This is a genomic window from Winogradskyella sp. R77965 (assembly GCF_044594915.1).
GTDB lineage: Bacteria > Bacteroidota > Bacteroidia > Flavobacteriales > Flavobacteriaceae > Winogradskyella.
The window spans coordinates 2,683,131-2,707,491 of the sequence record NZ_CP138990.1 but is presented as its reverse complement, the minus strand read 5'-3'; the positions used below and the strand labels follow the sequence as shown (position 1 = coordinate 2,707,491).

Here is a 24,361-nt window from a genome sequence, read left to right as displayed (position 1 = left end):
TCATCATATTTCTGTTAAAAAAGTTCAAGAAAAATAGCTTGGGTCGTACCTTTGCAATTCAAATTTTCAACATAATTATAATGTCATTTCTTTCATTTTTTAAAGGTTATAAAAACTTCGGAATATTCTTCTCAATCCTTTGTGTCATTATTATTGCTATAATTTATAATATTCTAAATGTAAAGAAGCCTTTACCAATATATCAACCTGCCATGGTGAGCGAAGAATTGGTAGATAGTACCATTCAACATCAGCAGAAATATCACAAGATTGCAGATTTTAGTTTAATTAATCAGAATGGTGAAACAGTAACTCAAGACAACTATAAAGACAAAATTTATGTAGCTGATTTCTTCTTTACAACATGCCAAACTATTTGCCCAGTAATGACAGATCATATGTATCAAATTCAGAAGGAGATTATTAGTGATGATGATGTTATGTTGCTATCACATTCCGTAACTCCAAAGATTGATAGTGTTGCTCAGTTAAAAAAATATGCCAGAGAGAAAGGTGTCATAGACCGAAAATGGAATTTAGTAACAGGAGATAAAAAGCAAATCTATGCGCTTGCCAGAAAAAGTTATTTAGCTGTAAAAACGGATGGTAATGGTGATCAGTATGATATGATACATACCGAAAACTTTATGCTAATCGATAAAAAAAGACAAATTAGAGGATTTTACGATGGCACAAAATCTGATGATATATCAAAACTTCTGGAAGATATTAAAACCTTAAAAGACGAATCTTAAATTATTTAAAAAGGGTTTTATCGCTTTAATTTTTTAGCTTACTTTTGCTTCTTTAAAATCAATCTAAATAAGAATAAGCTTGACATTAGCAGAACTAAAACGCGGGCAACAAGGCATTATTACTGATGTTTCTTCTATACATATCCCTTTGAAACTTCTCGAAATGGGATGTTTACCTGGTAATTCTGTAGAACTTGTGCAAGTGGCTCCTTTTGCAGATCCTATGTACCTCAATATTAATGGTTCTCATTTAGCCATAAGAAAAGAAACTGCGATTCACATTTTAATAGAAACCGTCAATGGCTAAGCAGATTAACGTTGCACTTATCGGTAATCCAAATACAGGAAAAACATCTGTTTTTAATGCATTGACAGGCCTTAACCAAAAAGTTGGTAACTATCCTGGAATAACTGTCGAAAAAAAAGAAGGTGTTTGCAAATTACCTCGAGGTGTAAAAGCACATATCATAGATTTACCAGGAACATATAGTTTAAATGCCTCATCACTTGATGAAAATGTGGTTATAGAATTGCTTCTAAATAAAAATGATAAAGATTTTCCAGATGTTGCCGTTGTCGTTAGTGATGTTGAAAATCTAAAAAGAAACTTATTACTATTCACACAAATAAAGGATTTAGAAATTCCAACGATATTAGTTATTAATATGTCGGATCGAATGGCATATAAAGGCATTTCTTTAGATATAAAGTATTTAGAACAACAGCTTGAAACTAAAATTGCCTTAATCAGCACCAGAAAGAACAAAGGCATCAGCGAATTAAAGGAGCTTATTACCAATTTCAGAGAGCTCTCTGTTAAACCATGCATGAATGCGTCTTCTATTGACGAAGATTACTTTAACAACCTTAGAAAAGCCTTTCCTAATCAATTGTTATATAAACTTTGGCTAGTAATTACCCAAGATGTTAACTTTGGGAAGACCGATAGAAAAACCATTGATGCCGTTTCAAATTTCAAAACTAAAACCAAAGGAGATCTTAAAAAATTACAGCAAAAGGAAACTATAAAGCGCTATCAGTTTATAAACGATACCCTCAAAAAAGGACAGACCATTGACCTAGCGAGTGCTAAGGATTTACGTATAAAACTCGATAGAATTTTAACGCACAAGGTTTGGGGTTATTTAATTTTTGGTATCATTCTACTCACCATTTTTCAAGCTATTTACGATTGGTCTAGTGTACCAATGGATTTTATAGATAGTACTTTTGCTTCATTAAGTGAGTGGACTAAAAGTGTATTACCAGAAGGAGCATTTACCAGCTTATTAGCCGAAGGTATTATTCCAGGCCTTGGTGGTATTGTTATTTTTATTCCTCAAATCGCTTTTTTATTTTTATTTATTTCAGTCTTAGAAGAAAGTGGTTATATGAGTCGTGTGGTATTTTTAATGGATCGGATTATGCGACGCTTTGGGCTTAGCGGTAAAAGTGTTGTGCCACTAATTTCTGGTACAGCTTGTGCCATTCCAGCGATTATGGCGACACGCAATATTGAAAGTTGGAAAGAACGTTTAATCACCATATTGGTGACTCCTTTTACTACATGTTCGGCCAGACTTCCTGTGTATCTTATTATCATTGCTTTAGTCATTCCTGAAGGACGTTTCTTCGGATTGAGTTACCAAGCTTTAACCTTGATGCTACTATACCTCATTGGTTTTGGTGCAGCTGTTGGTTCTGCTTGGATTTTACATAAAATTCTTAAAATTAGAAACAAAACCTTCTTTGTGGTTGAAATGCCAAACTATAAATTACCACTTCTAAAAAATGTAGTTTTAACCGTTATAGAAAAAACGAAGGCATTTGTATTTGGCGCTGGTAAAATTATTTTAGCGATTTCTATTGTACTATGGTTCTTAGCCTCTTATGGTCCTGGTGAAAACTTCAATAATGCTGAAAACATAGTTACCGAACAATTTGCTTCTGAAAATTTATCGGAAGAAGAATTACAACAAAAAATAGCATCACACAAATTAGAACATTCGTTTATTGGTATTGCTGGTCATGCCATAGAACCTGCTATTAGACCTTTGGGTTATGATTGGAAAATTGGAATCGCCATTGTCAGTTCTTTCGCAGCGCGCGAAGTGTTTGTTGGTACCCTTGCAACCATTTACAGTGTTGGTAGTGATGAAGAAGAAACCATTAAAAACCGAATGGCTGGAGAAGTCAACCCAATTCTTGGTGGTCCGCTATTTAACTTTGCGTCCGGAATATCATTACTATTATTCTATGCTTTTGCAATGCAATGTATGAGTACATTGGCAATCGTAAAACGTGAAACCAATTCATGGAAATGGCCAATGTATCAGTTAGTAATAATGAGTGCTTTTGCGTATATTGTAGCATTGATAGCATTTCAAGTATTAAAATAGATGAATACCATAATTCAAAATATATTAGTTTTTTCTGCACTTACTTTAGCGCTAATATTCTTAGTACAAAAGTTTATCTGGAAACCTAAAAAAGCAAAATCTACCAAAGTTTGCGGAAGTGATGATGGTTGTGGTTGCCATTGAAATTAGTAAATAAAATATACAATCCGTGTTTGATAGCACGGATTTTTTTAGCTACATTTGAAAAATTTTTAAGCTTACTTAAAAATCAATTAAAGCTATTAAAAATGTCTATTGCTATTGAAAACTTTGTAAAAGCCATTTACAAAAATAATTCTCATGATGCCAAAAATACCAAGCCAGGTAATATTGCTAAGAAACTTGGAATTTCTAATGCAGCTGCAACTGATATGGCTAAAAAACTGGCTGTAAAAAAGTTATTGCATTACGAAAAGTATCAAGAGTTACAGCTTACAGATAAAGGTAGAAAAATGGCTTTGGATATTGTAAGAAAGCATCGCCTTTGGGAAGCGTTCTTATTTAAAATGTTCGATATGTCGCTTCACGACATTCATAAGGAAGCCGAACTTTTAGAACATCAAACCTCTGATTTATTAGCTAATAAAATAAGTGCTTATTTAGGGCATCCTAAATTTGATCCTCATGGTGACCCTATTCCAAATGCAGATGGAGAAATAACAACAACCGATACGTCTATTGCACTTTCAAATGCTGAGGAAGGAAAACAATATATTATATCTAGATTGATGAGTGATGATAAAGAATTCTTTGAGTTCTGTGCACATCATAAATTAAAATATGGTCATGAATTGAAAGTTTCTAAACAATTCAAAAAAAACAAAATGACTGAACTTTCAGTAGAAAATAATACCATTTTATTAAACCAAGATTTTACAACCTTAATTTATGTCAATGAAATTAACTAATTTAAAAACTCAATGTCACCTTGATCACCAGTCTACCAAACAGGCAGGCAGTCGAAAGGTCTTTTTGATGTTATCACTAACACTATTAACAAATATATTTTTGTTTGCTCAAGAAATGGAAGACGTTGGAGCAATAGTAACAGATAGACCAGATGCTACAGAAGCTTCATCTACAGTTGGTAAAGGGGTTTTACAATTAGAAACAGGAGGTTTATACGAATCTTTTGAAGAGAATAACCTTAAGTCAGAAACCTTCACCTACAACACTATGTTGGTACGATATGGAATCCTTGATAATCTAGAATTACGTTTAGGCTGGAATTTTGTAGAAGGAACAACCAAATTAAATGGCAACAAACTAGACAATGTTATAAGTGGGCTTTCGCCTCTACTTTTAGGTGTAAAAATTGATATTGCTGAAGAAAAAGACGGTATGCCAGAAATTGCACTTATTGGTCATGTGTTTCCTATATTTAGTGCTTCTGCTGATTTCAGACCAGAAACGACAGCTATAGATTTCAGATTCTCTTTATCGCATACTTTATCTGAAAAATCGAGTCTGGGTTATAATATCGGTGCACAATGGGGAAATGACTCACCCGAAATGGCAGCTATTTATACGCTTGCTTATGGTTGTAGTCTTTCAGATAAATTTGGGTTTTATGCCGAGTTATACGGCGATTTACCAGAAGACAGTTCTGCTAATCATTATTGGGATGCTGGTTTCACCTACTTGGCTTCAAAAGATTTGCAATTCGATATCTATGCAGGTACAAGCATTACTGATGGTCAGGATTTATTATTAGGAATGGGATTAAGCTATAGAATGCGTAAAAAATAATTTATATATGAAAAATGTAATATTACTTTTAGCGATTGTACTTGTTTTTAGTTGTAAAGATGAAACAAAAGAGAACGGAAAACTAAATGTCGTAACCACCACAACAATGATTACGGATTTGGTAAAAAACATTGGTGGAGACTCCATAAATGTTCAAGGATTAATGGGAAGCGGTGTGGATCCACATTTATACAAAGCTAGTGAAGGTGATGTCTCAAAACTAGTCGATGCTGATGTTATTTTTTATAACGGTTTACATTTAGAGGGCAAGCTTGTAGATGTTTTTGAAAAAATGGGAAGTAGCGGTAAATCACCAATTGCATTAGGAGACGAAATAAATAAAAAACAGCTTATTGGTTCAGATTATTTTGCTTCAAATTACGATCCGCATGTATGGTTCAATATTGATTTCTTTAAACAATTTGTAGAAAAAGTAACTATTGTATTGTGCGAAAAAGATCCAAAAAATGCAGAGATATTTAGAGCGAATGAAAAACGTTATCTAGCAGATTTAGATGTGTTAAAAGAAGATGTGCAAGGTGTTGTTAATTCACTAGAGCCAGAGAAAAGAATATTAGTAACGGCTCATGATGCGTTTAATTATTTCGGGAAAGCATACGGTTTTAATGTGGTTGGCTTACAAGGCTTATCTACAGCCACAGAGGCAGGAGTACAAGATGTTCAAAAATTAGCAGCTTTCATCATCGAAAATGATATTAAAGCAATTTTTATTGAAAGCTCAGTACCTCAACGAACTATTGAAGCCTTACAAGAAGCTGTAAAATCCAAAGGACATGATGTTGAAATTGGAGGCACACTTTATTCCGATGCTTTAGGAAATGCTGGCACTCCAGAAGGAACTTATGTTGGTATGTACCGTTACAATATCAAAACTATTGTTACTGCGCTGCAGTAAGTTAAGTTCATAATAAAAAGAATGATGAAAAAAATAGCCGTAAAAGTTGATGATTTAACCGTTGCCTACAACTACAAACCTGTACTTTGGGACATCGATTTAGAAATCCCTGAAGGGGTTTTAATGGCTATTGTTGGACCAAATGGCGCAGGAAAATCCACACTCATTAAAGCGATTTTAGGGATATTAAAACCTATTGCTGGTAGCGTTAGTATTTATGGAAAATCTTATGAAGAACAACGACAATTAGTCGCTTATGTACCTCAAAAGGGTAGTGTAGATTGGGACTTTCCAACGACAGCGTTAGATGTTGTTAAAATGGGAACTTATGGAAGCTTAGGTTGGATAAAAAGACCTGGTCAAAAAGAAAAAAAAGCAGCTCTAGAAGCTTTGGAAAAAGTAGGGATGTTAGCTTTTAAAAATAGACAAATAAGTCAGCTTTCTGGTGGACAGCAGCAACGTATATTTTTAGCTAGAGCTTTAGTACAAAATGCCTCTATTTATTTTATGGACGAACCTTTTCAGGGTGTAGATGCCACCACAGAAATTGCAATTATCAATATTTTAAAAGAATTAAGAAAAGCGGGTAAAACGGTCATAGTAGTACATCACGATTTGCAAACCGTTCCAGAGTACTTTGATTGGGTGACCTTTTTAAACGTAAAGAAAATTGCCACAGGACCTGTTAAAGATATTTTTAATGATGATAATTTGACTAAAACTTATGGTATAAATTATAAAGTGAGTATACAGGAGTAACCGTCATTCCTGCGAAGGCAGGAATCTCACGAATTGAAACTAAAATGAACTAGATCCTGAAACAAGTTCAGGATGACAAATGGATTTAGTAGAATACATAGAACTTGTCTTTACAGACTACACATTAAGAACCATTACACTAGGAACTGCTATTCTAGGTGCTGTTACTGGTATGCTTGGAAGTTTTGCTGTACTTAGAAAACAAAGTTTATTAGGTGATGCTATTTCTCATGCTGCACTACCAGGAATAGCTATAGCATTTTTAATCACAGGAGCAAAAGATAGCAATACACTACTCTTTGGAGCTTTAATTAGTGGTCTTATTGGAACATTTTGGATTAGAGGTATAATTACCAAAACCCATTTAAAATCAGATACAGCTTTAGGCTTAATATTATCCTTGTTTTTTGGATTTGGAATGTTGTTACTTACATTTATTCAAAAACAGCCTAATGCCAACCAAGCAGGATTAGATAAATACCTCTTCGGACAAGCAGCTACATTAGTTGTAAGTGATGTTTGGTTGATGGCTTTAGTGACTGGACTTTGTTTACTAGTAATGCTTACATTTTGGAAAGAATTTAAAATCTTACTGTTCGATGCAGACTACACTAAAACTTTAGGTTTTAACACCAAATTTATCGATATACTCATTACAAGTTTTATTGTTCTAGCTATTGTTTTGGGCTTACAAACGGTTGGTGTTGTTTTAATGAGCGCCATGCTTTTAGCTCCTGCCGCCGCTGCAAGACAATGGACTAATAGTTTGTCTGTAATGGTATTTTTAGCTGCGCTTTTTGGAGCATTTTCGGGAGTTTTTGGCACTGCAATTAGTGCAAGTCAGAATAATTTATCTACTGGTCCTGTAATAGTTCTTGTTGCAGGAGTCTTTGTTGTAATTTCATTTATTTTTTCACCTAGTCGTGGCTTATTATTTAAACAAATTAGATTCATAAAAAATAGACGCGATTTAGAGTTGCACAAAACCTTAGCATTTATGCATCAAATTGCTGCTACACATGAAGATATTTCTCATCCTCATGCTATAAAACTTTTAAATAGTTTTCAAGGATACACAAAATCTACCCTTCAAAAATTAGTAGACAAAGATTATGTTCTACTCCAAGGGAATATGTGGAGCTTAACAAAAACAGGATTTGAAACAGCAGCCAATCTGTACACTAAACGAACCACAGAAGATGAGTAGTGCACAAATAGAAATACAACTTATTGCGAGTTTAGTAGCAGTTGCTTGCGCTATTCCAGGGACGTTTTTAGTACTAAGAAAAATGGCAATGATAAGTGATGCCATTAGTCATTCTATCTTACCAGGAATTGTAATTGGTTTCTTTATTACTCACGATCTAAATTCACCATTGCTAATCCTTCTAGCTGCGTTAACAGGAATTATAACCGTAGTATTAGTAGAATACATACAAAAAACTGGACTAGTTAAAGAAGACACAGCCATAGGACTTGTATTTCCAGCATTATTTAGTATTGGTGTGATTATGATAGCAAAGAACGCCAATGATGTTCATTTAGATGTAGATGCTGTTTTACTTGGTGAATTGGCTTTTGCTCCATTCGATAGATTATTAATCGGAGGAACGGATGTTGGTCCAAAGTCTCTTTGGATTGTTGGTACAATTCTACTTATTACAATAACATTATTAATCGCATTTTTTAAAGAGCTAAAGGTGAGTACTTTTGACAAAGGTCTGGCAGCTTCTCTCGGTTTTTCACCAGCTATTTTACATTACGGATTAATGTCGGTGTCCTCTGTAACTACTGTAGGAGCTTTTGATGCTGTTGGAGCAATTTTAGTTGTTGCATTGATGATTGCACCTGCAGCTGCTGCCTATTTATTAACTACAGATTTAAAGAAAATGCTAGCTTTAGCAATTGGGTTCGGAATTTTCAGCGCCATACTTGGCTATTGGGTGGCACATTGGTTAGATGCATCAATCGCAGGTTCTATAACAACAGTTCTCGGATTAGTCTTTTTATCAGTGTATTTATTTGCACCAACTAAAGGTATTATTGCTGTGATGTACAGAGAAAGACAACAGCGAACAGAAGTTTCCTTATTGACATTTTTATTACACTTAAAAAATCATGATGATCTTGAGGAACGCCATGTTAATCACCTCAACGAGCATATTAATTGGCAAAAAGTGAGATCTAAAACTGTTCTAGATCTAGCTCAGAAAAACAATATGATTCTTATTGAAAATAATATCGTTTCATTAACTAAAAAAGGTGATGAATTTACTTCTAAAGCAATTGACTACATCATCACCAACGAAGATGCTCAAATTGAAGACATGAAAGATGATTTCTTTTTATTTAGAGGTTAACGTCTAAAGCATCATTTTAACGAAGATTTTTGCTGAAATACTAATATAATAATTATATTTATAATTGGTAAACCAATTTGGTTTACCAATTATTTCAACTAAAGAACTCTTCCTATGGCATCAAAACTACACTTTTACGGTTTACTCATCACTCTATTATTAGTTACTCAAACTGTTTCAGCTATTGATTACACTGTGAATTCGGCAAGTCAATTCAACAATCTTAGTTTGCAACCTTGTGATGTTGTTACTTGGACAAATGGTACTTATTCAAACCAAGATATTGACTTTAATGCCATAGGAGAATCTGGTAGTCCGATTGTATTAAGGGCTGAAACACCCGGAGGTGTAATTTTTACTGGAGAGTCTAGAATGAATATATGGGGAGAATACTTGATAGTTGACGGTTTTTATTGGGATGGTGGTATTGGATTTAATAACCATGTTGAATTTAGAAGAAGTGGTTCTAACTCAGATTTTGCAAACAATTGTATACTGCGGAATTGTGCATTCAATGATTTACAAGTAGAAGATCCTGCAGAACCTGATGCAAAAAGTAGATGGACTGTACTTTATGGTTCTAATAATACTATCGAAAATTGCTCATTTCTCAATAAAGATACTACTGGTGTATGCATTTTAGTAGAACTGTCGTATAATAATGGTGGTACTGCTGGTCATAATATACTTCGTAACTACTTTTATAATGTAACACCTAAAGATGGACGTACAAATTCTGGAGATTCTGAAGGTATAAGAATAGGATCTAGCTCTCAACAAACCGAAAACGCTTCGGTTTTAGTGGAAGGCAACTATTTTCAGGACGTAGATGGTGAAAATGAGATTATTTCTAACAAAAGTTTAGGAAACACGTTTCGTAATAATACATTCAGAAACTGCAGAGGTTCATTAGTATTAAGGCATGGCGCTCAAGCCAGAGTAGAAGGCAACTATTTCATGGGCGAAAATAAAACAAAATCTGGTGGCATACGAGTATCTGACCAAGATCATATAATCATTAATAATTACATGCAAGATTTGGATAATACGTCTGATTCTTTTAATAATGGTATAACATTAATGGGAGGTAATGCAGCTTCTGGCGGAACAAGTAATGGTTACCAAACTGTAAGCAACGTTCTTATTGCCTTTAATACTATTTATGATTCTGATGATCCGATCTATTTTAATGATTCTAGAGGGAATAACATTCCATCAGGAACTATTGCTAATAATGCCATTTACAGCACTAATGGTACTATTGTGTCAGGGGATGTTGCTTCGATAGGAGGTCAAATGAATTATGATGGAAATATTTTTGGAGGTTCACCAATAGGAGTTACTGATCCTGGCATCACAGATGCAAATGCAAATTTTGCAGCTAGTGGTGAGATTTTTAAACCAAGTACTACAGGACCAGCTGCTAATACAGCAACAGGTACTTATAATGATGTAAGTATAGATATAGAAGGTCTTACAAGACCAACAACAGGTAAAGACGTAGGTGCACATGAAATTGTCGGAGCTTCTGGTACAGCAACAAACCCAAATCCTATTACTGATACTTCTGTTGGAAATACAATAGGTGTTTGTTATTTAGATGCTACTGGCATGTCTTCTTCTAGCACGTGTCCTCCAACAGATTATGGAACAAATTGTGCTCCTATTCCAGTTACAGGAGTAACAGTAAGTCCTGAGACCGTTGTACTTGCTATAAACGGAACACAACAGCTTACAGCTATAATTACACCAAGTGATGCTACTAATATGAGCGTAACATGGTCATCTGGAGATGAATCAATAGCAACAGTTGACGCAAATGGTTTGGTTACTGCAGTTGGTGAAGGAACGATAAATATCACAGCAACTACTGCAGATGGTTCATTCATAGATTCAGCTAGTATTGCCGTTTTAGGACCACTAACTCCGCCTGATTGCGTACAAGGCACTAACCTTTCTTTAGTAGCAACTGTGGTTAGTTTTACCGACCAACAAGCGGAAAATCCAGCGAGTAATGTTATTGACGGTGACCCAGATAATCGTTGGTCTGCTGAAACTTTTCCTCAATCTATGGTTTTTGACTTGGGTGATCCTTTATACGTAAATGAAATAAACATGTTTCCATATCAGAGTAGAGATTATCAATATTTAGTTGAAGGTTCTGAGACCTCAGCAGATTCTGGTTTTGTTACACTTGTAGATAGACAAACCAATACCGCACAGTCAACATCTATAAATGATACTTTCAATTTGGCAGTAGTAAGGTACATAAAACTAACTGTTACAGGTGCCGCAACATATACTGGTCCTTGGTGCTCAATCTCTGATTTAGAAGTCATTTGTGCAGGTGCAAATTTATCTGTCGATGAAAACGATCTTGATTTTCAAGTTAAATTATATCCTAATCCGTTCAGTGAAGAATTGAATATCCTTATCCCATCAAATTCAATTGGAACTATTTCAAAAATCAGAATAATAGATATAACAGGAAAAGTAATCGGAGAAACAACAGATATTTCTCTGTCAACGTCTTTTAAGTTTAATCAATCACTTTCTAGTGGATTGTATTTTGCTCAGGTTTTAGGTACTAATCAACAGGTTATATTTACTGAGAAGGTGATTAAGAAATAAGAAATAATTTTGAATATTTAAGAGCTATATTCTGAATTTATTTTAGTTTTGTGGCTTAATTTGTAAAAAAATAATCATGAAATTAAAACCTTTCCTACTTATTAATTTATTGCTTCTAATTTTTGCATGTTCTAATGAAAGTACAGATAACGATGGTGGTGATGGAGGAAATCAGGATGATGTATTAATAAAGCAAATCAACTACAATATTGTAGACGAAAATGCTGAATTCACAATAGAATTTAATTATAATGACTCTAACTTAACGAGTATTATTGATTCTTCATCTGCCCTTGATGAAAATTACTCAGCAACTTTTGAGTATGCGAACAATAACTTGGTAAGAGTTAATTTTCTAGATGATACTGATCTGGTAGAATATGTAATTTTAGCATATAACTCTGAAGGTTTACTAACAGAGTTTACAAATTATTTGTTTGATATTGATGGAGAAAATATTGGTGTAAAACATATATTAACTTATAATGAAAATAATTCAAATATAAGTTTAGAATTATTTAGAGGTGATTTCTCATCTCAAACTGAAAATATCGGAACAACAGACTATACAGTTGCAAATGGAAATATTACAGAAATTAGCCATGATAGTGGTGATACAGTAAGTTTTCAATATGATTCTAAAAATAGTGCTTATAAAAACATTTTTAGTATCAATACTATAGCGCTTATAATGAATGCGTCTGAAAATGGCTTTGAGATGATTTTCGGTTCTGGTAATAACGTTACTCAAAGAATTGATGATCAAGGAGATTTTGTGGATACAGAAACAACTTCATATACTTATAATTCTGATGACTACCCAATTACAGCGATGTCTTTTTATGATGGAGAATTAGATTCTAATATTGAATTTATATACGAATAAAGGTTTAACCCTTTTTATTATAGTTTTAAAAGCCTCTTAAATTTAAGAGGCTTTTATGATTAAATTAGTGTCTTAAGGGTAAGTAACTACCTGTTGCAACGAGACTGCAAACTAAACTCTATTTAAACCCACGCTCCTTCTGAATATGCTCATAAGCAGCTTGCACTTGCCTAAACTTCTCTTCTGCACCTTCTTGATGTTCTTTACCTAAATGTCCAACTCTATCAGGATGGTATTTTTTAGCCATTTTACGATACGCTTTTTTCACAGCATCATCAGAAACATTCTTATCTATCTCTAAAACCTTATAGGCATTATTGGTAATATCGTAGAACATGGCTTTAATGCTCTCATAGTCTTTATTACTAATCCCTAAATAACCAGATATAGTATAAATCTGGCGAATTTCAGAGTCTGCAACATGTCCATCAGACTTCGCTATCCCGAATAAGAAATGAAGTAACTGTAATCGTGAGGCATGATCCATCATCTGCTTAATCTGCAAACAAACCTGTCTTGTAGATATATTCTGTTTTGATATACGTTTAAACAATTCAAAAGCCTTATTCGCTCTATCCTTGCCATACATATTCCTAAATTGTTGACGCACATAATCGAGTTCACGTTGATCTTGTTTACCATCGGCTTTGATAACAATAGATGCTAATATTAACAAGCTGACTTCAAAATCTCCTGACTGTGTTTTTGGTCGTTGTCTGGTTTGTCTTGGTCGTTGCCTATACGGATCTTGTCGTTGTCTTCCCGTTTGTCGCTCTCCCAGTAATGGCGTGCCATTACCTGATAAATTATCGACAAAACTGCCAATTGCTAATCCGATTATAGCACCAATTGGCCCACCAAAAGACCAACCAATTGCGCCTCCTACCCATTTTGCAAAACTCATGTGTTGTTTTATTTATTCTAAAGTTCAAATATACTACTTGTTAGTCTATAATTTTTAATTTTTGTTACCATTGAAAACTAAAATACCACCATTTAATCTGCTAACTGAATTGATATAGCTTCACACTATTTTTCAGTATCTTTGTGTTCCGATAACTATCGGAACAAATTAAGATTAATTAAAATTAAAAAATATGTATCCAGCAGAATTAGTAAAACCAATGCGTGAGGATTTGACCAACGTAGGTTTTGAAGAATTACATACAACAGAAGCTGTAGATAATGCGATCGCCAAAGAAGGTACAACTTTAGTGGTTGTAAATTCAGTTTGTGGTTGTGCTGCGGCAAATGCTAGACCAGGAGCTCGTATGAGTTTACAGAATGCAAAGCGACCAACTAATTTAGTTACTGTTTTCGCAGGTGTAGATAAAGAGGCAACTGACAAAGCAAGAGAATATATGATTCCTTTTCCACCAAGCTCGCCAAGTATGGCTTTATTTAAAGATGGTGAATTAGTGCACATGTTAGAGCGTCATCATATAGAAGGTCGTCCTGCAGAGTTAATTTCAGAAAACCTTATGGATGCTTATAACGAGCATTGTTCATAATAATTGAAATATTAAAAATTTAAACCACGATTTTCATCGTGGTTTTTTATTTTTATGCCATGCAAAAACTATTAGCATATCCATTAACCACCCTTTATTTTATTTGCTTTGGGCTAACCTTAGTTATTTTTCATCCTATTGAATGGTTTTGTCATCGCGTTTTCGGCTATAAAGCACTTAAAAAAAGTGTAGATGCTTTGCAATTTTGCCTAATGCGTTGCCTTAATGTATTAGGAACACGGTTTACATTTAACAATCCACACCAAATTTCTACAGATAGACCTTTAATCATTGTGTCTAATCATCAGAGTATGTACGACATTTCGCCTATTATGTGGTATATGCGCAAGCACCATGTAAAGTTTGTTGCTAAAAAAGAACTAGGTAAAGGATTTCCAAGTGTATCTTATAATTTACGTCATGGAGGTTCGGTTTTAATAGATCGTAAAAATCCGCGACAAGCCCTACCGGCTATGATGAAATTTGGAGAATATATTGAAGACACCAAAAGAGCTGCTGTTATTTTTCCCGAAGGGACACGAAGCAAGGATGGTAATCCAAGACCATTTAAAACCAAAGGACTCGAAGTTTTATTAAAGAAAGTACCTTCTGCATTAATTGTTCCTATAACGGTGAATAATTCTTGGAAAATGTTGCGCTATGGAAAATTCCCAATGGGAATAGGAAATCATATTAAATTTACGGTGCATAAGCCTTTAGAAATTGCTAACTTTACAAATAGGGATGAATTACTGCAAGAGGTAGAAAATACTATTGTAGAATCCATTCAAATATAACCATCAAAATTCCATCAAGTATGTCTCTAAAAAACGTGAGATTAGAAGTGATGCAACATCTTGAAAAAGATGTGGAATCTCTTATTGAAAAATACTTAATTCCTGTTGAAAATATTTGGCAGCCAACCGATTTTTTACCAGATTCTACAAAAGAATCATTTTACGAAGAGGTAAGAGAGATTAGAGAATTGTCTAAAGAATTAGATTATGATTTTTGGGTTGTATTAGTTGGTGATATGATTACAGAGGAAGCTTTACCAAGCTACGAATCATGGCTTATGGATGTTGAAGGTATTGACCAAGTCGAAAGAAACGGTTGGTCTAAGTGGATACGTCAATGGACAGGTGAAGAAAATCGACATGGAGATGTGCTGAATAAATACTTGTACCTTTCTGGTCGTGTAAACATGAAAGAAATTGAAAAAACCACACAATACTTAATCAATGATGGTTTTGATATTGGTACCGACAGAAGATCCGTATAAAAACTTTGTTTATACTAGTTTTCAAGAATTAGCAACATACATTTCACACAATCGTGTGGCCAAAATTGCAAAAGAAAAAGGCAATAAAAGATTAGCAAAGATGTGTAGAATCATATCAGGAGACGAAATGCGTCACCACCATGCTTATTCAGAGTTTGTAGAGCGTATTTTTACTGTAGATCCTAGCCAGATGATGATGGCTTTTCATGATATGATGAAACGTAAAATCGCCATGCCAGCACATTTCTTAAGAGAATCTGGTGAAAGTATTGGTGCTGCTTTTGAGGAATTTTCATATACTGCTCAACGTATCGGTGTTTATACCTCTAACGACTACGTAGATATTCTTCAAAAATTAATTGACCGTTGGGATATTGGCAATATTACTGGACTAAACGAAGAAGCTGAAAAAGCTAGAGATTATTTAATGAAATTACCTCCTAGGATGTATCGTTTATCTGAGCGTATTAAAATTCCTGAAAATTCGTTTCAGTTTAAGTGGGTAGATCCTGCGTAAACCTAAAGCATGGAAATATCCGAATCAAATATCATTGATGCTACAATCAGCTTCGTAAAAAGCGAACTTAAAAATGCCGAAGGTGGTCACGATTGGTTTCATATAGAACGTGTTTACAAGAATACTTTGCTTATTGCAAAACAAGAAGATGTTGATAGAACTGTGGTTTCTTTAGCTGCTTTATTACACGATATTGCAGATCCTAAATTTAATAATGGAGATGAAACTATTGGGCCAAGAATAGCTAGCGAATTTCTTCTAAAACATAACGTAGATAGCGAAATAATAGAACATGTTACTCAAATCATTGAGAACATGTCCTTCAAAAATTCTTTTGATTTAAACCCCTCTTTTTCCTCAAAGGAAATGGATGTGGTGCAAGATGCAGATAGACTTGATGCTATAGGTGCTATTGGTATTGCGCGCTGTTTTAATTATGGAGGCTTTAAAGATAGACCTTTGTATAATCCAGAAATTAAGCCAAATCTGAACATGACTAAGGCGGAATATAAGGCCGCTAAAGCACCAACAATAAATCATTTTTACGAAAAGTTATTGTTGCTTAAAGATCAAATGAATACTAAAACTGGGAAACGAATTGCCTTAGAGCGCCATAAATATATGGAAGACTTTTTAAAGCAATTCTATGCTGAGTGGAAAGGTAAAAAATAAAAGACTAATTCTCTTTGGCAACTTCTAAAGCAGTCAATTTATATTCTATAACCGCCATTTCTTCGCCATAATGAATAATCTCATCTGCAGTTAAACTACTATTAGAGTTTACAGCATCTATAATGTCTTGACCTTTTTTGGTGTAATACACAATTGCAATTTCTATTTTATCTTCCATACATAGTAAAATTTAACTATTGTAACATTAACTTTAGCTCACCCCTATACTTAGAAGCACTTTTTCCGGTAAATTCTTTGAATAACTTATTAAAATGAGAGAAATTATTAAATCCGCATTCAAAACTCACATCTGCGATACTCATTTGACTTTCTGAAAGTAGTTTGGTCGCATGTACAATCCGATACTCATTAACTAGTTTGGTGAATGTTTTCCCTGTTACTTTTTTAAAGTAACGACAAAATGCAGGAACCGTCATACTCACTTTAGCTGCAATCTCATCTAAACTAATATGCTGTTGGAAATTTTCGTTAACATGATTAAAAACAATATCAATTTTAGCACTGTCTTGCGGCTCCGTTTCAAATGCAAATCCATCTGCATTTAGCAGTGTATAATCTTCAGATTTTGCTAGACCATGTAATATTTCTAATAGTATCAGTATCTTTTTAAAACCCTCTTTTTCGTTTAACTTTTCAATTTTAGGTCCTAATTTCTGCTTTGTTTTAACACCAAAGAGAATCCCTTTTTTAGAGCGCTCAAATAATCGGTTTATTTTTCCCATTTCTGGAATATCAAAAAAATGTTCTCCTAAAAATTCTGGCTTAAATTGCACTAAGGTTTCAGAGCCATTAATAGTTAAACGATCCGTAAAACCATTATGTGGTAAGTTAGAACCAATAAGCAATAACTGACTGTTATTAAAATAAGATAAATGATTACCTATATGACGTTTTCCTCTCCCTTTATTAACGTAAACTAATTCAATTTCTGGATGAAAATGCCAAAATGGTTTTATTTCATCATTGAAAGCGTCCATTTTATGACTCTTTACTAATAATGAGCTTCCAAACTCTGGACTTATCTTTTCTAATGTAGGTTTTCTCGTTTTCATAATAGACTTATAACTACAAAGTTAAGTGTATTTAGAATACAAATCTATGTACAATTACCGAAAAAGTATACTATTTTAACCATATATACTATTTTAACTTCATATAAGGTTAATTCTATACATAAATATACCAAAATCCTTGTTTTACAGAAGCTGAAGTCACTATACATTTGTAGTGTAAAATCATTTAAACTGATAATTAAAAAGTGTCACTTAATTATAACTAAAAGAAAATAGGCAGTTTTTTAAATTTCAGTGTAACCCAAAAAAATGAAACATTATGAAAACATTATTTAAAAACATTTTAGTATTAGCTGTGATGTTAGGAACATGCACGAGCTACGCAAATGCAACATTAGAAGTTTCACCTACTTTTAATAATGTAAAAAAAGGAAACTCTATCACTGTAACTGATGCGACAGGTGTAGTTATTTTTAGCGGTCGGATAAACTTTGATGGTAATATTAGTCGTCTTTACGATTTTTCACAATTAAAAGATGGTCTATATAGTATCGAAGTCAATAAAGACTATCTGATTGAAATTAGTACAGTAGAAGTAAAAAACAATATTGTTAATTTTATAGATCATAAATATGTAAAGGTTTTTAAACCTATTTTCAGAGTTTTTGAGGATAGCATTATTATTTCAAAACTAGCATTCGACACTCCAGAAATGGAAGTTAAGCTTTATTATGAAGACGAGTTAATTTACTCAGAGACTGTAAAAGGAGACGAGATATTAAATAGAGTTTACAAACTCGATAAAACCATAAAAGGAGAATATTCTGCAATTGTTAAATCTAATGGCAGAGTATATATCGAAAATTTTAGAATATAGATTGTTGTTTATATATTAGTTTTTTATTTAGTGAAAAGTGGGCTCATAGTAGCCCTCTTTTTTGTTTAAAAAGTCCATAATCAAATAATCGCTACCATACCATACTTCATAATTATACTTCTTACTTATAGATTCATACTTTTAAAGTGAGTTTTCACAAAACATATTGTAAATAGTATTGCACTATTCATAATCTTGAAAATATCGAGACTATAGTCGATTAACATCAATGTGTTCTATTTTAACCCACTACACCTATTGATACATTTTCGCAGTTAATTTTGCATATAAATGTGCCAAAATTGTTGTTTTCAAAAGTTGTAATCCACTATACATTTGTACCCACAATCACTTAACCTGATTTTATTATGAAAAAAATGTTTAAAAAAATTTTAGTATTAGCTGTAGTGTTAGGAACATATACAAGCTACGCAAACGAAGTTTCAGAAGTTACATCAACTTACAACTACGTGGAAAAAGGAAGTCAAATCGCTGTAACTGATGCTTCTGGAGAAGTTATCTACAGTGGCGAGATTAAACATAATGGTAATCTAACAACACTTTTTGATTTTAGTCAATTAAAGGATGGTAAATATACCGTTGAAGTCACCAAAGATTTTGAAATTGAAATCAATACTATTGAAGTAAAAGATCATACAGTTTCTATTAATACTGACAAACAAACAATTTTTAAACCTGTTGTTAGAAATAGAAAAGATCAAGTTCTAATTTCCAAATTAGCTTTAACTTCAAATACCATGAAAGTAGAGCTTTATTTTGAAGGAGAATTAATCCATTCAGAAACAGTAGAAGGAAGTAAAGTATTAAACCGTGTGTATAAATTAGATGAGACACTTAAAGGGGATTACACAGCCAAAATTAAGTCTAACGACAGAGTGTTTATCGAAAATTTTAGAATATAGATTGTTGTTTATATATTAGTTTATTAGTAAAAAGTGGGCCTTAGCATAAGAGCCCACTTTTTTTGTTTAAAAGAGTTTCATTTGTCCAACTTTATATTGCTCATGAAGTTCTCTATTAAGTATCGGCATTGCTTTATCCTTAAAGTATTTTAGTCTTGCCAATGTCACTAAATCATTAATCTGTTTTGCGATTTGTCCTTCCCCTCGCATTCTAACTCCATATCTACTCTCATTTAGCGTACCACCATGACAATTTTCTATTTGATGTAATACTTTGTCAGCTCTGTCTGGCATCGTCTTTTTTATCCAATCGGTAAAAATTTCACCAATCGCTCCATTTAATCTTACAATAGTATGAGCTATACTTAATGCGCCTGCTTCTGAAACGGCTTTTGCAAGTGGTAAAATCTCATGGCTATTAATTGACGGAATTATTGGTGCTAACATCACATTTACAGGAATACCGTTACTACTTAACTCTTTGACAACTTTTAGCCTTCGTTTTATGGTTGCAGTTCTGGGTTCTAAAATGCGTCTAGTGTCTTCTGATAATGACGTTATAGAAACATTTACTGAAATTAAATGATCCTTAGCTAGTGCTTTTAAAAGGTTCAAATCTCTGAGTATCAAAGCGTTTTTGGTAATGATTGCCACGGGATGTTTATATTTTAAAAACACCTCTAAACATTGTCTTGTAATCTCAAATTTCTTTTCGGCTGGTTGATAACAATCCGTGTTGCCAGACATAACAATAGTATGTGCTTTCCAACTTTTCTTTTTTAATAGTGTTTCTAGCAGTTTTGGAGCATCTTTTTTTACTAAAATGCGTCGCTCAAAATCTAATCCAGCACTATAACCCCAAAATTCATGAGTATTCCTCGCATAGCAATAAATACAACCGTGTTCACAGCCTTGATAGGCATTCATGGAATATGCCATACCTACGTCTGGGCTTGTGACTTTATTGACTATGGTTTTAGGAAATACATTAAGGTATTGTGTTTTGTTCTTATCTCCGACCTCCCCTTCTTTTTGGCAGAATTCTAAGAAATCGTCTCGCATTTCGTGAGACAATTCAAAAAAACGATTGTGGACATTTTGTTGGGCACCACGACCCTTAATTTTCGATTTGGAATACATTCCATAAAATTATTATGAAATGTCGTTGATTGTAGCTACAGGTTGTAGTTTTAACTTAGTTGGTTATTCACAAATTTTGTAGGGAAAATATTATATTAAACTATTTAAATCCTATTTTTTTGTAACTTGATACTATACTAACCAATATTACTCTTCTTTATGAAACGTAGGAAATTCATCAAGCAAACAGTAGGTGCTACTGCTGCTTTTTCCATAGTACCTAGCTTTGTTTTAGGTAAATCGCATGTACCACCTAGTGATACACTTTATGTTGCAGCTATCGGTGTAGGTGGCCGTGGAGGAGGTGTCGTTAGGGATTTGACTGCAACTAAAAAAGTTAAGTTTGTTGCACTTTGTGATGTAGATGATAAGATGGCTGAAGCAAGCTATAAAATGCACCCAAAAGCAAAACGATATAAAGACTACAGAAAATTATATGATGCTCATATTAATGAGATTGACGCTTTTTCGGTAGGTACACCAGATCATACTCACGCAGTGATTTCTTTACCTTTTATGAGAGCGAAAAAACACGCGTATGTAGAAAAGCCATTAACTCATAATATCCATGAAGCTCGTTTAATGGCAAGTGTTGCAAACGAAACAGGTATCGTGACACAAATGGGTAATCAAGGAAGCTCTAGTAATGGTATTAGAGAAGCCCAAGAATGGATAGATTCTGGAATAATAGGAACTATTGAGAAAGTAGACTGCTGGACAAATAGACCCGTTTGGCCTCAGGGACTAAGAAATATTAACGAAGGAGAACCTATACCCAAAAGTTTGGATTGGGATTTATGGTTAGGACCTGCACAAGAACGGCCATATCATTCCGCATATTTACCATTTAAGTGGCGAGGCTGGTGGGATTTTGGAACTGGTGGTCTAGGAGATATGGGTTGCCATATTATGGAAACACCGTTTAAAACGTTAGGCTTAGGTTCACCATATGAAGCTGAAGCAAGCTGCACAACAGTTTGGGCTGGTGACTTTGTCGAAGCAAACTACAATAAAGCTTGTCCTCCATCCTCAATTGTACGTTTAAAATTTGATACAAAAAAGCACAATAAAGTAGATCTTAATTGGTACGATGGTGGCATTATGCCAGATTTACCAGACGAACTGAAAGATGGGGAATTTATTGGAGATTGGAGTGGTGGCAGTATCTTTTATGGCACCAAAGGTATGCTTGTAACCGATTGTTATTCTGGCAACCCAAGATTATTACCTAGTGATACCATGAAATATTTTAATCCACCTGAACCTACTTTACCACGAATAAAAAATGGATCTGGCGGACACGGACTAAATTGGGTAGAGGCTTGTTTAACTGGTATAAAAACATCATCTCCGTTTAGTTACGCTGGCCCACTAACGGAGGCCGTACTTATGGGTAATTTAGCCATAAAATCATTTCAGTATAAAGTACTTAAAGAGGGTAAAAAAGTAACCGATTGGGCACCTTTTGACTATCCAGGACGACGAAAGTTATTATGGGATGGTGATGCTATGCGCGTCACCAATTATGACAAGGCCAATGAATGGATCACTCGAGATTATAGAAAAGGCTGGGAAGTAAAATAAGTAGTAGTCCTATTCAATAGTAGAATCAATTCTTTAAGCAAACAAGGTTAAGACTTGTCTTTATCTACCAGGAAACTCAGCCTTACGCTTCTCTAAAAAAGCAGTAGTCCCTTCAACAAAATCTTCAGTACCAAAGCATTTTCCAAATTGCTTAATTTCCACTTTATAACCATCTTTTCCATCTTTATAGTTAGCGTTAATCGCTTTTATAGCTTTACCAATAGCGACTGAAGAATTACGCATAATCTTACTTGCTATTTTTTCACAAAGTGGCATTAATTCTTCTTGCTCTACTACATGGTTTACTAAACCATACGCTTTAGCAGTATCTGCATCAATCATGCCTGCAGTCATAACCATTTCCATAGCTTTGCCTTTACCTACCAATTGTGGTAAACGTTGCGTGCCTCCATAACCAGGAATGACACCAAGAGACGTTTCTGGCAATCCCATTTTTGCATTAGCACTTGCAATTCTAAAATGACAAGACATCGCTAATTCTAATCCACCACCCAGTGCAAAACCATTAACGGCCGCAATTACTGGTGTACCTAAGTTTTCTACAAAATCAAACAACAAAGCCTGTCCTTGTGCTGCCAACTTTCCTCCTTCGTTAACACCAAAATCTGCAAACTCACTGATATCTGCGCCTGCAACAAAGGCTTTTTCTCCACTTCCTGTTATAATAATGACTTTTGTTTCAGAATCTTTATTGGCTTCATCAAAAGCATCATGCAATTCTTGGATGGTGTCTTTGTTTAGAGCATTTAATTTATTAGGTCTGTTGATTGTAATGGTTGTTATTCCATTTGAATAGTTGGATATTATGTTTTCGTAGCTCATTGAAAGTTGTTTTATTTTAAAGACCTCTCGACTGCGCTAGAGGTGACAGATAGTTGCGCTTAGTAATTATTCCTTAGGTAAAGTTACTGTAAAAATAGTTCCTTCTCCTAGTTGAGATGTAAAAGTAATACTTCCGTTGTAGGTTTCTACTATGTTTTTTACCATAGCCAAACCTAATCCCATTCCGCTAGATTTTGTGGTAAATTTAGGTTCAAATATTTTTGCTTTATTTTCTTCTGTAATGCCACTGCCATTATCTTCAACGGTGATTTTTACATTATCTTTTTCGCTAAAAACACGAACTTCGATTTTTGGGTTTTCAGTATCATTAGATATGGCCTGAGTTCCGTTTTTTACCAAATTTGTAACTACTCTAATCAACTGTGTTTTATCAACCTTAGCAATAATTTCTTCTTCTTCAGAATGAAAAGAAATATAGTGTTCATTGAAAATATCGAGCGCTAATTTTACGACCTCAACCACATTCAAAACTTCCCGTTGTTGTGCTGGCATTTTTGCGAAATTAGAAAATGCCGAAGCTATAGAACTCATGGTATCTATTTGCTGAATTAATGTATTACTATACTCTTCAACTTTTTGATGAATATTTTCGTCTTCAGGATTAAACTTTCGCTGAAAACTCTGCACGCTTAATCGCATTGGCGTCAATGGATTTTTAATCTCATGAGCCACTTGCTTTGCCATTTCTCTCCAAGCTTGTTCACGTTCACTGGTCGCTAATTTTACAGCACTATCTTCTAATTCGTCAATCATACTATTATACGAATTTACAAGTGTTTCTATTTCGTCACTAGAGGATTCGATTTCAATCTTTTTATTGCGCTTTTCTAGCCGTGTTTCAATCATTTTATCACTAATGGTTTTTAGTGATTTAGTGATATATTTTGAAATAAAATAGGCAAATACAATGGCAGCTAAAATCATTGCTAAGTAGGCATAACTGAGGCGCAATAGAAATTCATTGAGCTCCTTGTTAAGGAAATCATCATTTTCTAGATAAGGTAAATTCAGTATAGCTAAGTTTTTGAATTTCTGATCAGTTATATAGGTGTACGACGACTGAAATGTTTGTCCGTTTTCTTGGTTTTTAACAACATAACGATGTTCTAAAGTGTTTGTCAGTGTATTTAGAATTTCTACATCTAGACATTGCTCTGTAGTGTCTCTTTGAATTGTTCTTTTAGAGCTTTTAAGCAACTGCCCATCTAAATCGTAAAGGTTGATTTGTAAATTATGAATTGCATCTATATCGAATATTTTATCTTTAAAAATTAGGGGAATATTCTCAGTAGTAACAGGATAAGTGGTTTCTCTAATTGCAAAATTAATACTGCGTCTTATCGCTTTTTCTTTTCGTTCTAAACGTTCTCTGTGATAATCTTTTGCTTCTTCGTTGTACTGATAAATAGTAACTGCAGCAATTAAAATTGAAGCCAATAACACTAAAAGTATCATGGCTACAAATATTCTTGCTCGTAAGGACAGTCGTTTTATTTTCATTG

Annotated in this window: 24 protein-coding genes and 1 pseudogene; 19 read left to right on the top strand and 6 right to left on the bottom strand. The window is 33.9% G+C overall.

Features of this window, described 5'->3' with window-relative positions; translation table 11 throughout:
• Positions 1-80 precede the first annotated feature (80 nt).
• From SJY34_RS12100 to SJY34_RS12045, 12 genes are all read left to right on the top strand, one after another.
• Positions 81-755 (top strand): SCO family protein, encoded by a 675-nt coding sequence (locus tag SJY34_RS12100; RefSeq protein ID WP_400075996.1) that lies wholly within the window; start codon positions 81-83, stop codon positions 753-755.
• Between the two features lie 73 nt (positions 756-828).
• Positions 829-1,062, top strand: coding sequence for a ferrous iron transport protein A (locus SJY34_RS12095; protein ID WP_400081379.1), 234 nt, complete (start codon positions 829-831; stop codon positions 1,060-1,062).
• A complete protein-coding gene (gene feoB, locus SJY34_RS12090) occupies positions 1,055-3,154 on the top strand; it encodes a ferrous iron transport protein B (RefSeq protein ID WP_400075994.1) in 2,100 nt (699 codons plus the stop codon). The genes SJY34_RS12095 and feoB overlap by 8 nt, the downstream gene beginning before the upstream one ends.
• A complete protein-coding gene (locus SJY34_RS12085; protein ID WP_400075992.1) occupies positions 3,155-3,298 on the top strand; it encodes a FeoB-associated Cys-rich membrane protein in 144 nt (47 codons plus the stop codon).
• 104 nt (positions 3,299-3,402) lie between these two features.
• A complete protein-coding gene (locus tag SJY34_RS12080; RefSeq protein WP_400075990.1) occupies positions 3,403-4,062 on the top strand; it encodes a metal-dependent transcriptional regulator in 660 nt (219 codons plus the stop codon).
• Positions 4,049-4,903, top strand: coding sequence for a transporter (locus SJY34_RS12075; protein WP_400075989.1), 855 nt, complete (start codon positions 4,049-4,051; stop codon positions 4,901-4,903). The genes SJY34_RS12080 and SJY34_RS12075 overlap by 14 nt, the downstream gene beginning before the upstream one ends.
• Positions 4,904-4,910: 7 nt before the next feature.
• Positions 4,911-5,819, top strand: a complete 909-nt coding sequence (locus SJY34_RS12070; protein WP_400075987.1) for a metal ABC transporter solute-binding protein, Zn/Mn family — start codon at positions 4,911-4,913, stop codon at positions 5,817-5,819.
• A 21-nt stretch (positions 5,820-5,840) separates the two neighbouring features.
• On the top strand, positions 5,841-6,578 hold the full coding sequence (locus tag SJY34_RS12065; RefSeq protein WP_400075985.1) for a metal ABC transporter ATP-binding protein: 738 nt from the start codon (positions 5,841-5,843) through the stop codon (positions 6,576-6,578).
• A gap of 79 nt (positions 6,579-6,657) precedes the next feature.
• The gene (locus tag SJY34_RS12060; RefSeq protein ID WP_400075984.1) at positions 6,658-7,785 is read left to right on the top strand and encodes a metal ABC transporter permease; all 1,128 of its coding nucleotides are present in this window, start codon (positions 6,658-6,660) and stop codon (positions 7,783-7,785) included.
• A complete protein-coding gene (locus tag SJY34_RS12055; RefSeq protein WP_400075982.1) occupies positions 7,778-8,938 on the top strand; it encodes a metal ABC transporter permease in 1,161 nt (386 codons plus the stop codon). Before SJY34_RS12060 ends, SJY34_RS12055 begins: the two co-directional genes overlap by 8 nt.
• Before the next feature lie 114 nt (positions 8,939-9,052).
• Complete coding sequence (locus tag SJY34_RS12050) at positions 9,053-11,569, top strand: chondroitinase-B domain-containing protein (protein WP_400075980.1); 2,517 nt, start codon at positions 9,053-9,055, stop codon at positions 11,567-11,569.
• A gap of 76 nt (positions 11,570-11,645) precedes the next feature.
• The gene (locus SJY34_RS12045; protein WP_400075978.1) at positions 11,646-12,455 is read left to right on the top strand and encodes a hypothetical protein; all 810 of its coding nucleotides are present in this window, start codon (positions 11,646-11,648) and stop codon (positions 12,453-12,455) included.
• 118 nt (positions 12,456-12,573) lie between these two features.
• Here the strand turns inward: SJY34_RS12045 and SJY34_RS12040 are convergent, their stop codons facing one another.
• On the bottom strand, positions 12,574-13,359 hold the full coding sequence (locus SJY34_RS12040; protein ID WP_400075976.1) for a TerB family tellurite resistance protein: 786 nt from the start codon (positions 13,357-13,359) through the stop codon (positions 12,574-12,576).
• Between the two features lie 193 nt (positions 13,360-13,552).
• Here SJY34_RS12040 and SJY34_RS12035 point away from each other — a divergent pair, with 193 nt between their 5' ends.
• The 4 genes and pseudogenes from SJY34_RS12035 (at position 13,553) to SJY34_RS12020 (ending at position 16,437) form a co-directional block, all read left to right on the top strand.
• Complete coding sequence (locus tag SJY34_RS12035) at positions 13,553-13,966, top strand: BrxA/BrxB family bacilliredoxin (protein ID WP_400075974.1); 414 nt, start codon at positions 13,553-13,555, stop codon at positions 13,964-13,966.
• A gap of 59 nt (positions 13,967-14,025) precedes the next feature.
• Positions 14,026-14,763 carry a lysophospholipid acyltransferase family protein gene (locus tag SJY34_RS12030; protein WP_400075972.1) on the top strand — a complete coding sequence of 246 codons (738 nt, stop codon included), beginning with the start codon at positions 14,026-14,028 and terminating at the stop codon, positions 14,761-14,763.
• A 20-nt stretch (positions 14,764-14,783) separates the two neighbouring features.
• Positions 14,784-15,765: pseudogene (locus SJY34_RS12025) on the top strand (acyl-ACP desaturase).
• 9 nt (positions 15,766-15,774) lie between these two features.
• The gene (locus SJY34_RS12020) at positions 15,775-16,437 is read left to right on the top strand and encodes an HD domain-containing protein (RefSeq protein WP_400075970.1); all 663 of its coding nucleotides are present in this window, start codon (positions 15,775-15,777) and stop codon (positions 16,435-16,437) included.
• 4 nt (positions 16,438-16,441) lie between these two features.
• Here SJY34_RS12020 and SJY34_RS12015 read toward each other — a convergent pair whose 3' ends face one another.
• Both SJY34_RS12015 and SJY34_RS12010 read right to left on the bottom strand, forming a co-directional pair.
• Positions 16,442-16,615, bottom strand: coding sequence for a hypothetical protein (locus tag SJY34_RS12015; protein WP_400075968.1), 174 nt, complete (start codon positions 16,613-16,615; stop codon positions 16,442-16,444).
• Between the two features lie 16 nt (positions 16,616-16,631).
• Complete coding sequence (locus SJY34_RS12010; RefSeq protein WP_400075966.1) at positions 16,632-17,510, bottom strand: AraC family transcriptional regulator; 879 nt, start codon at positions 17,508-17,510, stop codon at positions 16,632-16,634.
• Between the two features lie 280 nt (positions 17,511-17,790).
• Here SJY34_RS12010 and SJY34_RS12005 point away from each other — a divergent pair, with 280 nt between their 5' ends.
• Positions 17,791-18,348: a hypothetical protein gene (locus SJY34_RS12005; protein ID WP_400075964.1), complete on the top strand. Its 558-nt coding sequence runs from the start codon at positions 17,791-17,793 to the stop codon at positions 18,346-18,348.
• Positions 18,349-18,725: 377 nt separating this feature from the next.
• Entirely contained in the window at positions 18,726-19,271 is a 546-nt protein-coding gene (locus SJY34_RS12000; protein ID WP_400075962.1) for a hypothetical protein, read from the top strand.
• 66 nt (positions 19,272-19,337) lie between these two features.
• Here the strand turns inward: SJY34_RS12000 and SJY34_RS11995 are convergent, their stop codons facing one another.
• Positions 19,338-20,411, bottom strand: coding sequence for a PA0069 family radical SAM protein (locus tag SJY34_RS11995; RefSeq protein WP_400075960.1), 1,074 nt, complete (start codon positions 20,409-20,411; stop codon positions 19,338-19,340).
• Positions 20,412-20,570: 159 nt separating this feature from the next.
• On the opposite strand from SJY34_RS11995, the gene SJY34_RS11990 reads away from it, so the two are divergent.
• On the top strand, positions 20,571-21,995 hold the full coding sequence (locus SJY34_RS11990) for a Gfo/Idh/MocA family protein (RefSeq protein WP_400075958.1): 1,425 nt from the start codon (positions 20,571-20,573) through the stop codon (positions 21,993-21,995).
• A 60-nt stretch (positions 21,996-22,055) separates the two neighbouring features.
• Here the strand turns inward: SJY34_RS11990 and SJY34_RS11985 are convergent, their stop codons facing one another.
• Complete coding sequence (locus SJY34_RS11985; protein ID WP_400075956.1) at positions 22,056-22,838, bottom strand: enoyl-CoA hydratase/isomerase family protein; 783 nt, start codon at positions 22,836-22,838, stop codon at positions 22,056-22,058.
• 66 nt (positions 22,839-22,904) lie between these two features.
• On the bottom strand, positions 22,905-24,359 hold the full coding sequence (locus tag SJY34_RS11980; RefSeq protein WP_400075954.1) for an ATP-binding protein: 1,455 nt from the start codon (positions 24,357-24,359) through the stop codon (positions 22,905-22,907).
• Positions 24,360-24,361: the final 2 nt, after the last annotated feature.

Bases quoted from the DNA above. Each gene is read 5' to 3' on its own strand.
- SJY34_RS12100 (WP_400075996.1), top strand. From the start codon at position 81: ATGTCATTTCTTTCATTTTTTAAAGGTTATAAAAACTTCGGAATATTC.
- SJY34_RS12055 (WP_400075982.1), top strand. From the start codon at position 7,778: ATGAGTAGTGCACAAATAGAAATACAACTTATTGCGAGTTTAGTAGCA.
- SJY34_RS11995 (WP_400075960.1), bottom strand. From the start codon at position 20,411: ATGTATTCCAAATCGAAAATTAAGGGTCGTGGTGCCCAACAAAATGTC.
- SJY34_RS12075 (WP_400075989.1), top strand. From the start codon at position 4,049: ATGAAATTAACTAATTTAAAAACTCAATGTCACCTTGATCACCAGTCT.
- SJY34_RS12035 (WP_400075974.1), top strand. From the start codon at position 13,553: ATGTATCCAGCAGAATTAGTAAAACCAATGCGTGAGGATTTGACCAAC.
- feoB (WP_400075994.1), top strand. From the start codon at position 1,055: ATGGCTAAGCAGATTAACGTTGCACTTATCGGTAATCCAAATACAGGA.
- SJY34_RS11980 (WP_400075954.1), bottom strand. From the start codon at position 24,359: ATGAAAATAAAACGACTGTCCTTACGAGCAAGAATATTTGTAGCCATG.
- SJY34_RS12070 (WP_400075987.1), top strand. From the start codon at position 4,911: ATGAAAAATGTAATATTACTTTTAGCGATTGTACTTGTTTTTAGTTGT.
- SJY34_RS12050 (WP_400075980.1), top strand. From the start codon at position 9,053: ATGGCATCAAAACTACACTTTTACGGTTTACTCATCACTCTATTATTA.
- SJY34_RS12020 (WP_400075970.1), top strand. From the start codon at position 15,775: ATGGAAATATCCGAATCAAATATCATTGATGCTACAATCAGCTTCGTA.
- SJY34_RS12030 (WP_400075972.1), top strand. From the start codon at position 14,026: ATGCAAAAACTATTAGCATATCCATTAACCACCCTTTATTTTATTTGC.
- SJY34_RS12010 (WP_400075966.1), bottom strand. From the start codon at position 17,510: ATGAAAACGAGAAAACCTACATTAGAAAAGATAAGTCCAGAGTTTGGA.
- SJY34_RS12065 (WP_400075985.1), top strand. From the start codon at position 5,841: ATGATGAAAAAAATAGCCGTAAAAGTTGATGATTTAACCGTTGCCTAC.
- SJY34_RS11985 (WP_400075956.1), bottom strand. From the start codon at position 22,838: ATGAGCTACGAAAACATAATATCCAACTATTCAAATGGAATAACAACC.
- SJY34_RS12000 (WP_400075962.1), top strand. From the start codon at position 18,726: ATGTTTAAAAAAATTTTAGTATTAGCTGTAGTGTTAGGAACATATACA.
- SJY34_RS12085 (WP_400075992.1), top strand. From the start codon at position 3,155: ATGAATACCATAATTCAAAATATATTAGTTTTTTCTGCACTTACTTTA.
- SJY34_RS12060 (WP_400075984.1), top strand. From the start codon at position 6,658: ATGGATTTAGTAGAATACATAGAACTTGTCTTTACAGACTACACATTA.
- SJY34_RS12040 (WP_400075976.1), bottom strand. From the start codon at position 13,359: ATGAGTTTTGCAAAATGGGTAGGAGGCGCAATTGGTTGGTCTTTTGGT.
- SJY34_RS12015 (WP_400075968.1), bottom strand. From the start codon at position 16,615: ATGGAAGATAAAATAGAAATTGCAATTGTGTATTACACCAAAAAAGGT.
- SJY34_RS12080 (WP_400075990.1), top strand. From the start codon at position 3,403: ATGTCTATTGCTATTGAAAACTTTGTAAAAGCCATTTACAAAAATAAT.
- SJY34_RS11990 (WP_400075958.1), top strand. From the start codon at position 20,571: ATGAAACGTAGGAAATTCATCAAGCAAACAGTAGGTGCTACTGCTGCT.
- SJY34_RS12005 (WP_400075964.1), top strand. From the start codon at position 17,791: ATGAAAACATTATTTAAAAACATTTTAGTATTAGCTGTGATGTTAGGA.
- SJY34_RS12045 (WP_400075978.1), top strand. From the start codon at position 11,646: ATGAAATTAAAACCTTTCCTACTTATTAATTTATTGCTTCTAATTTTT.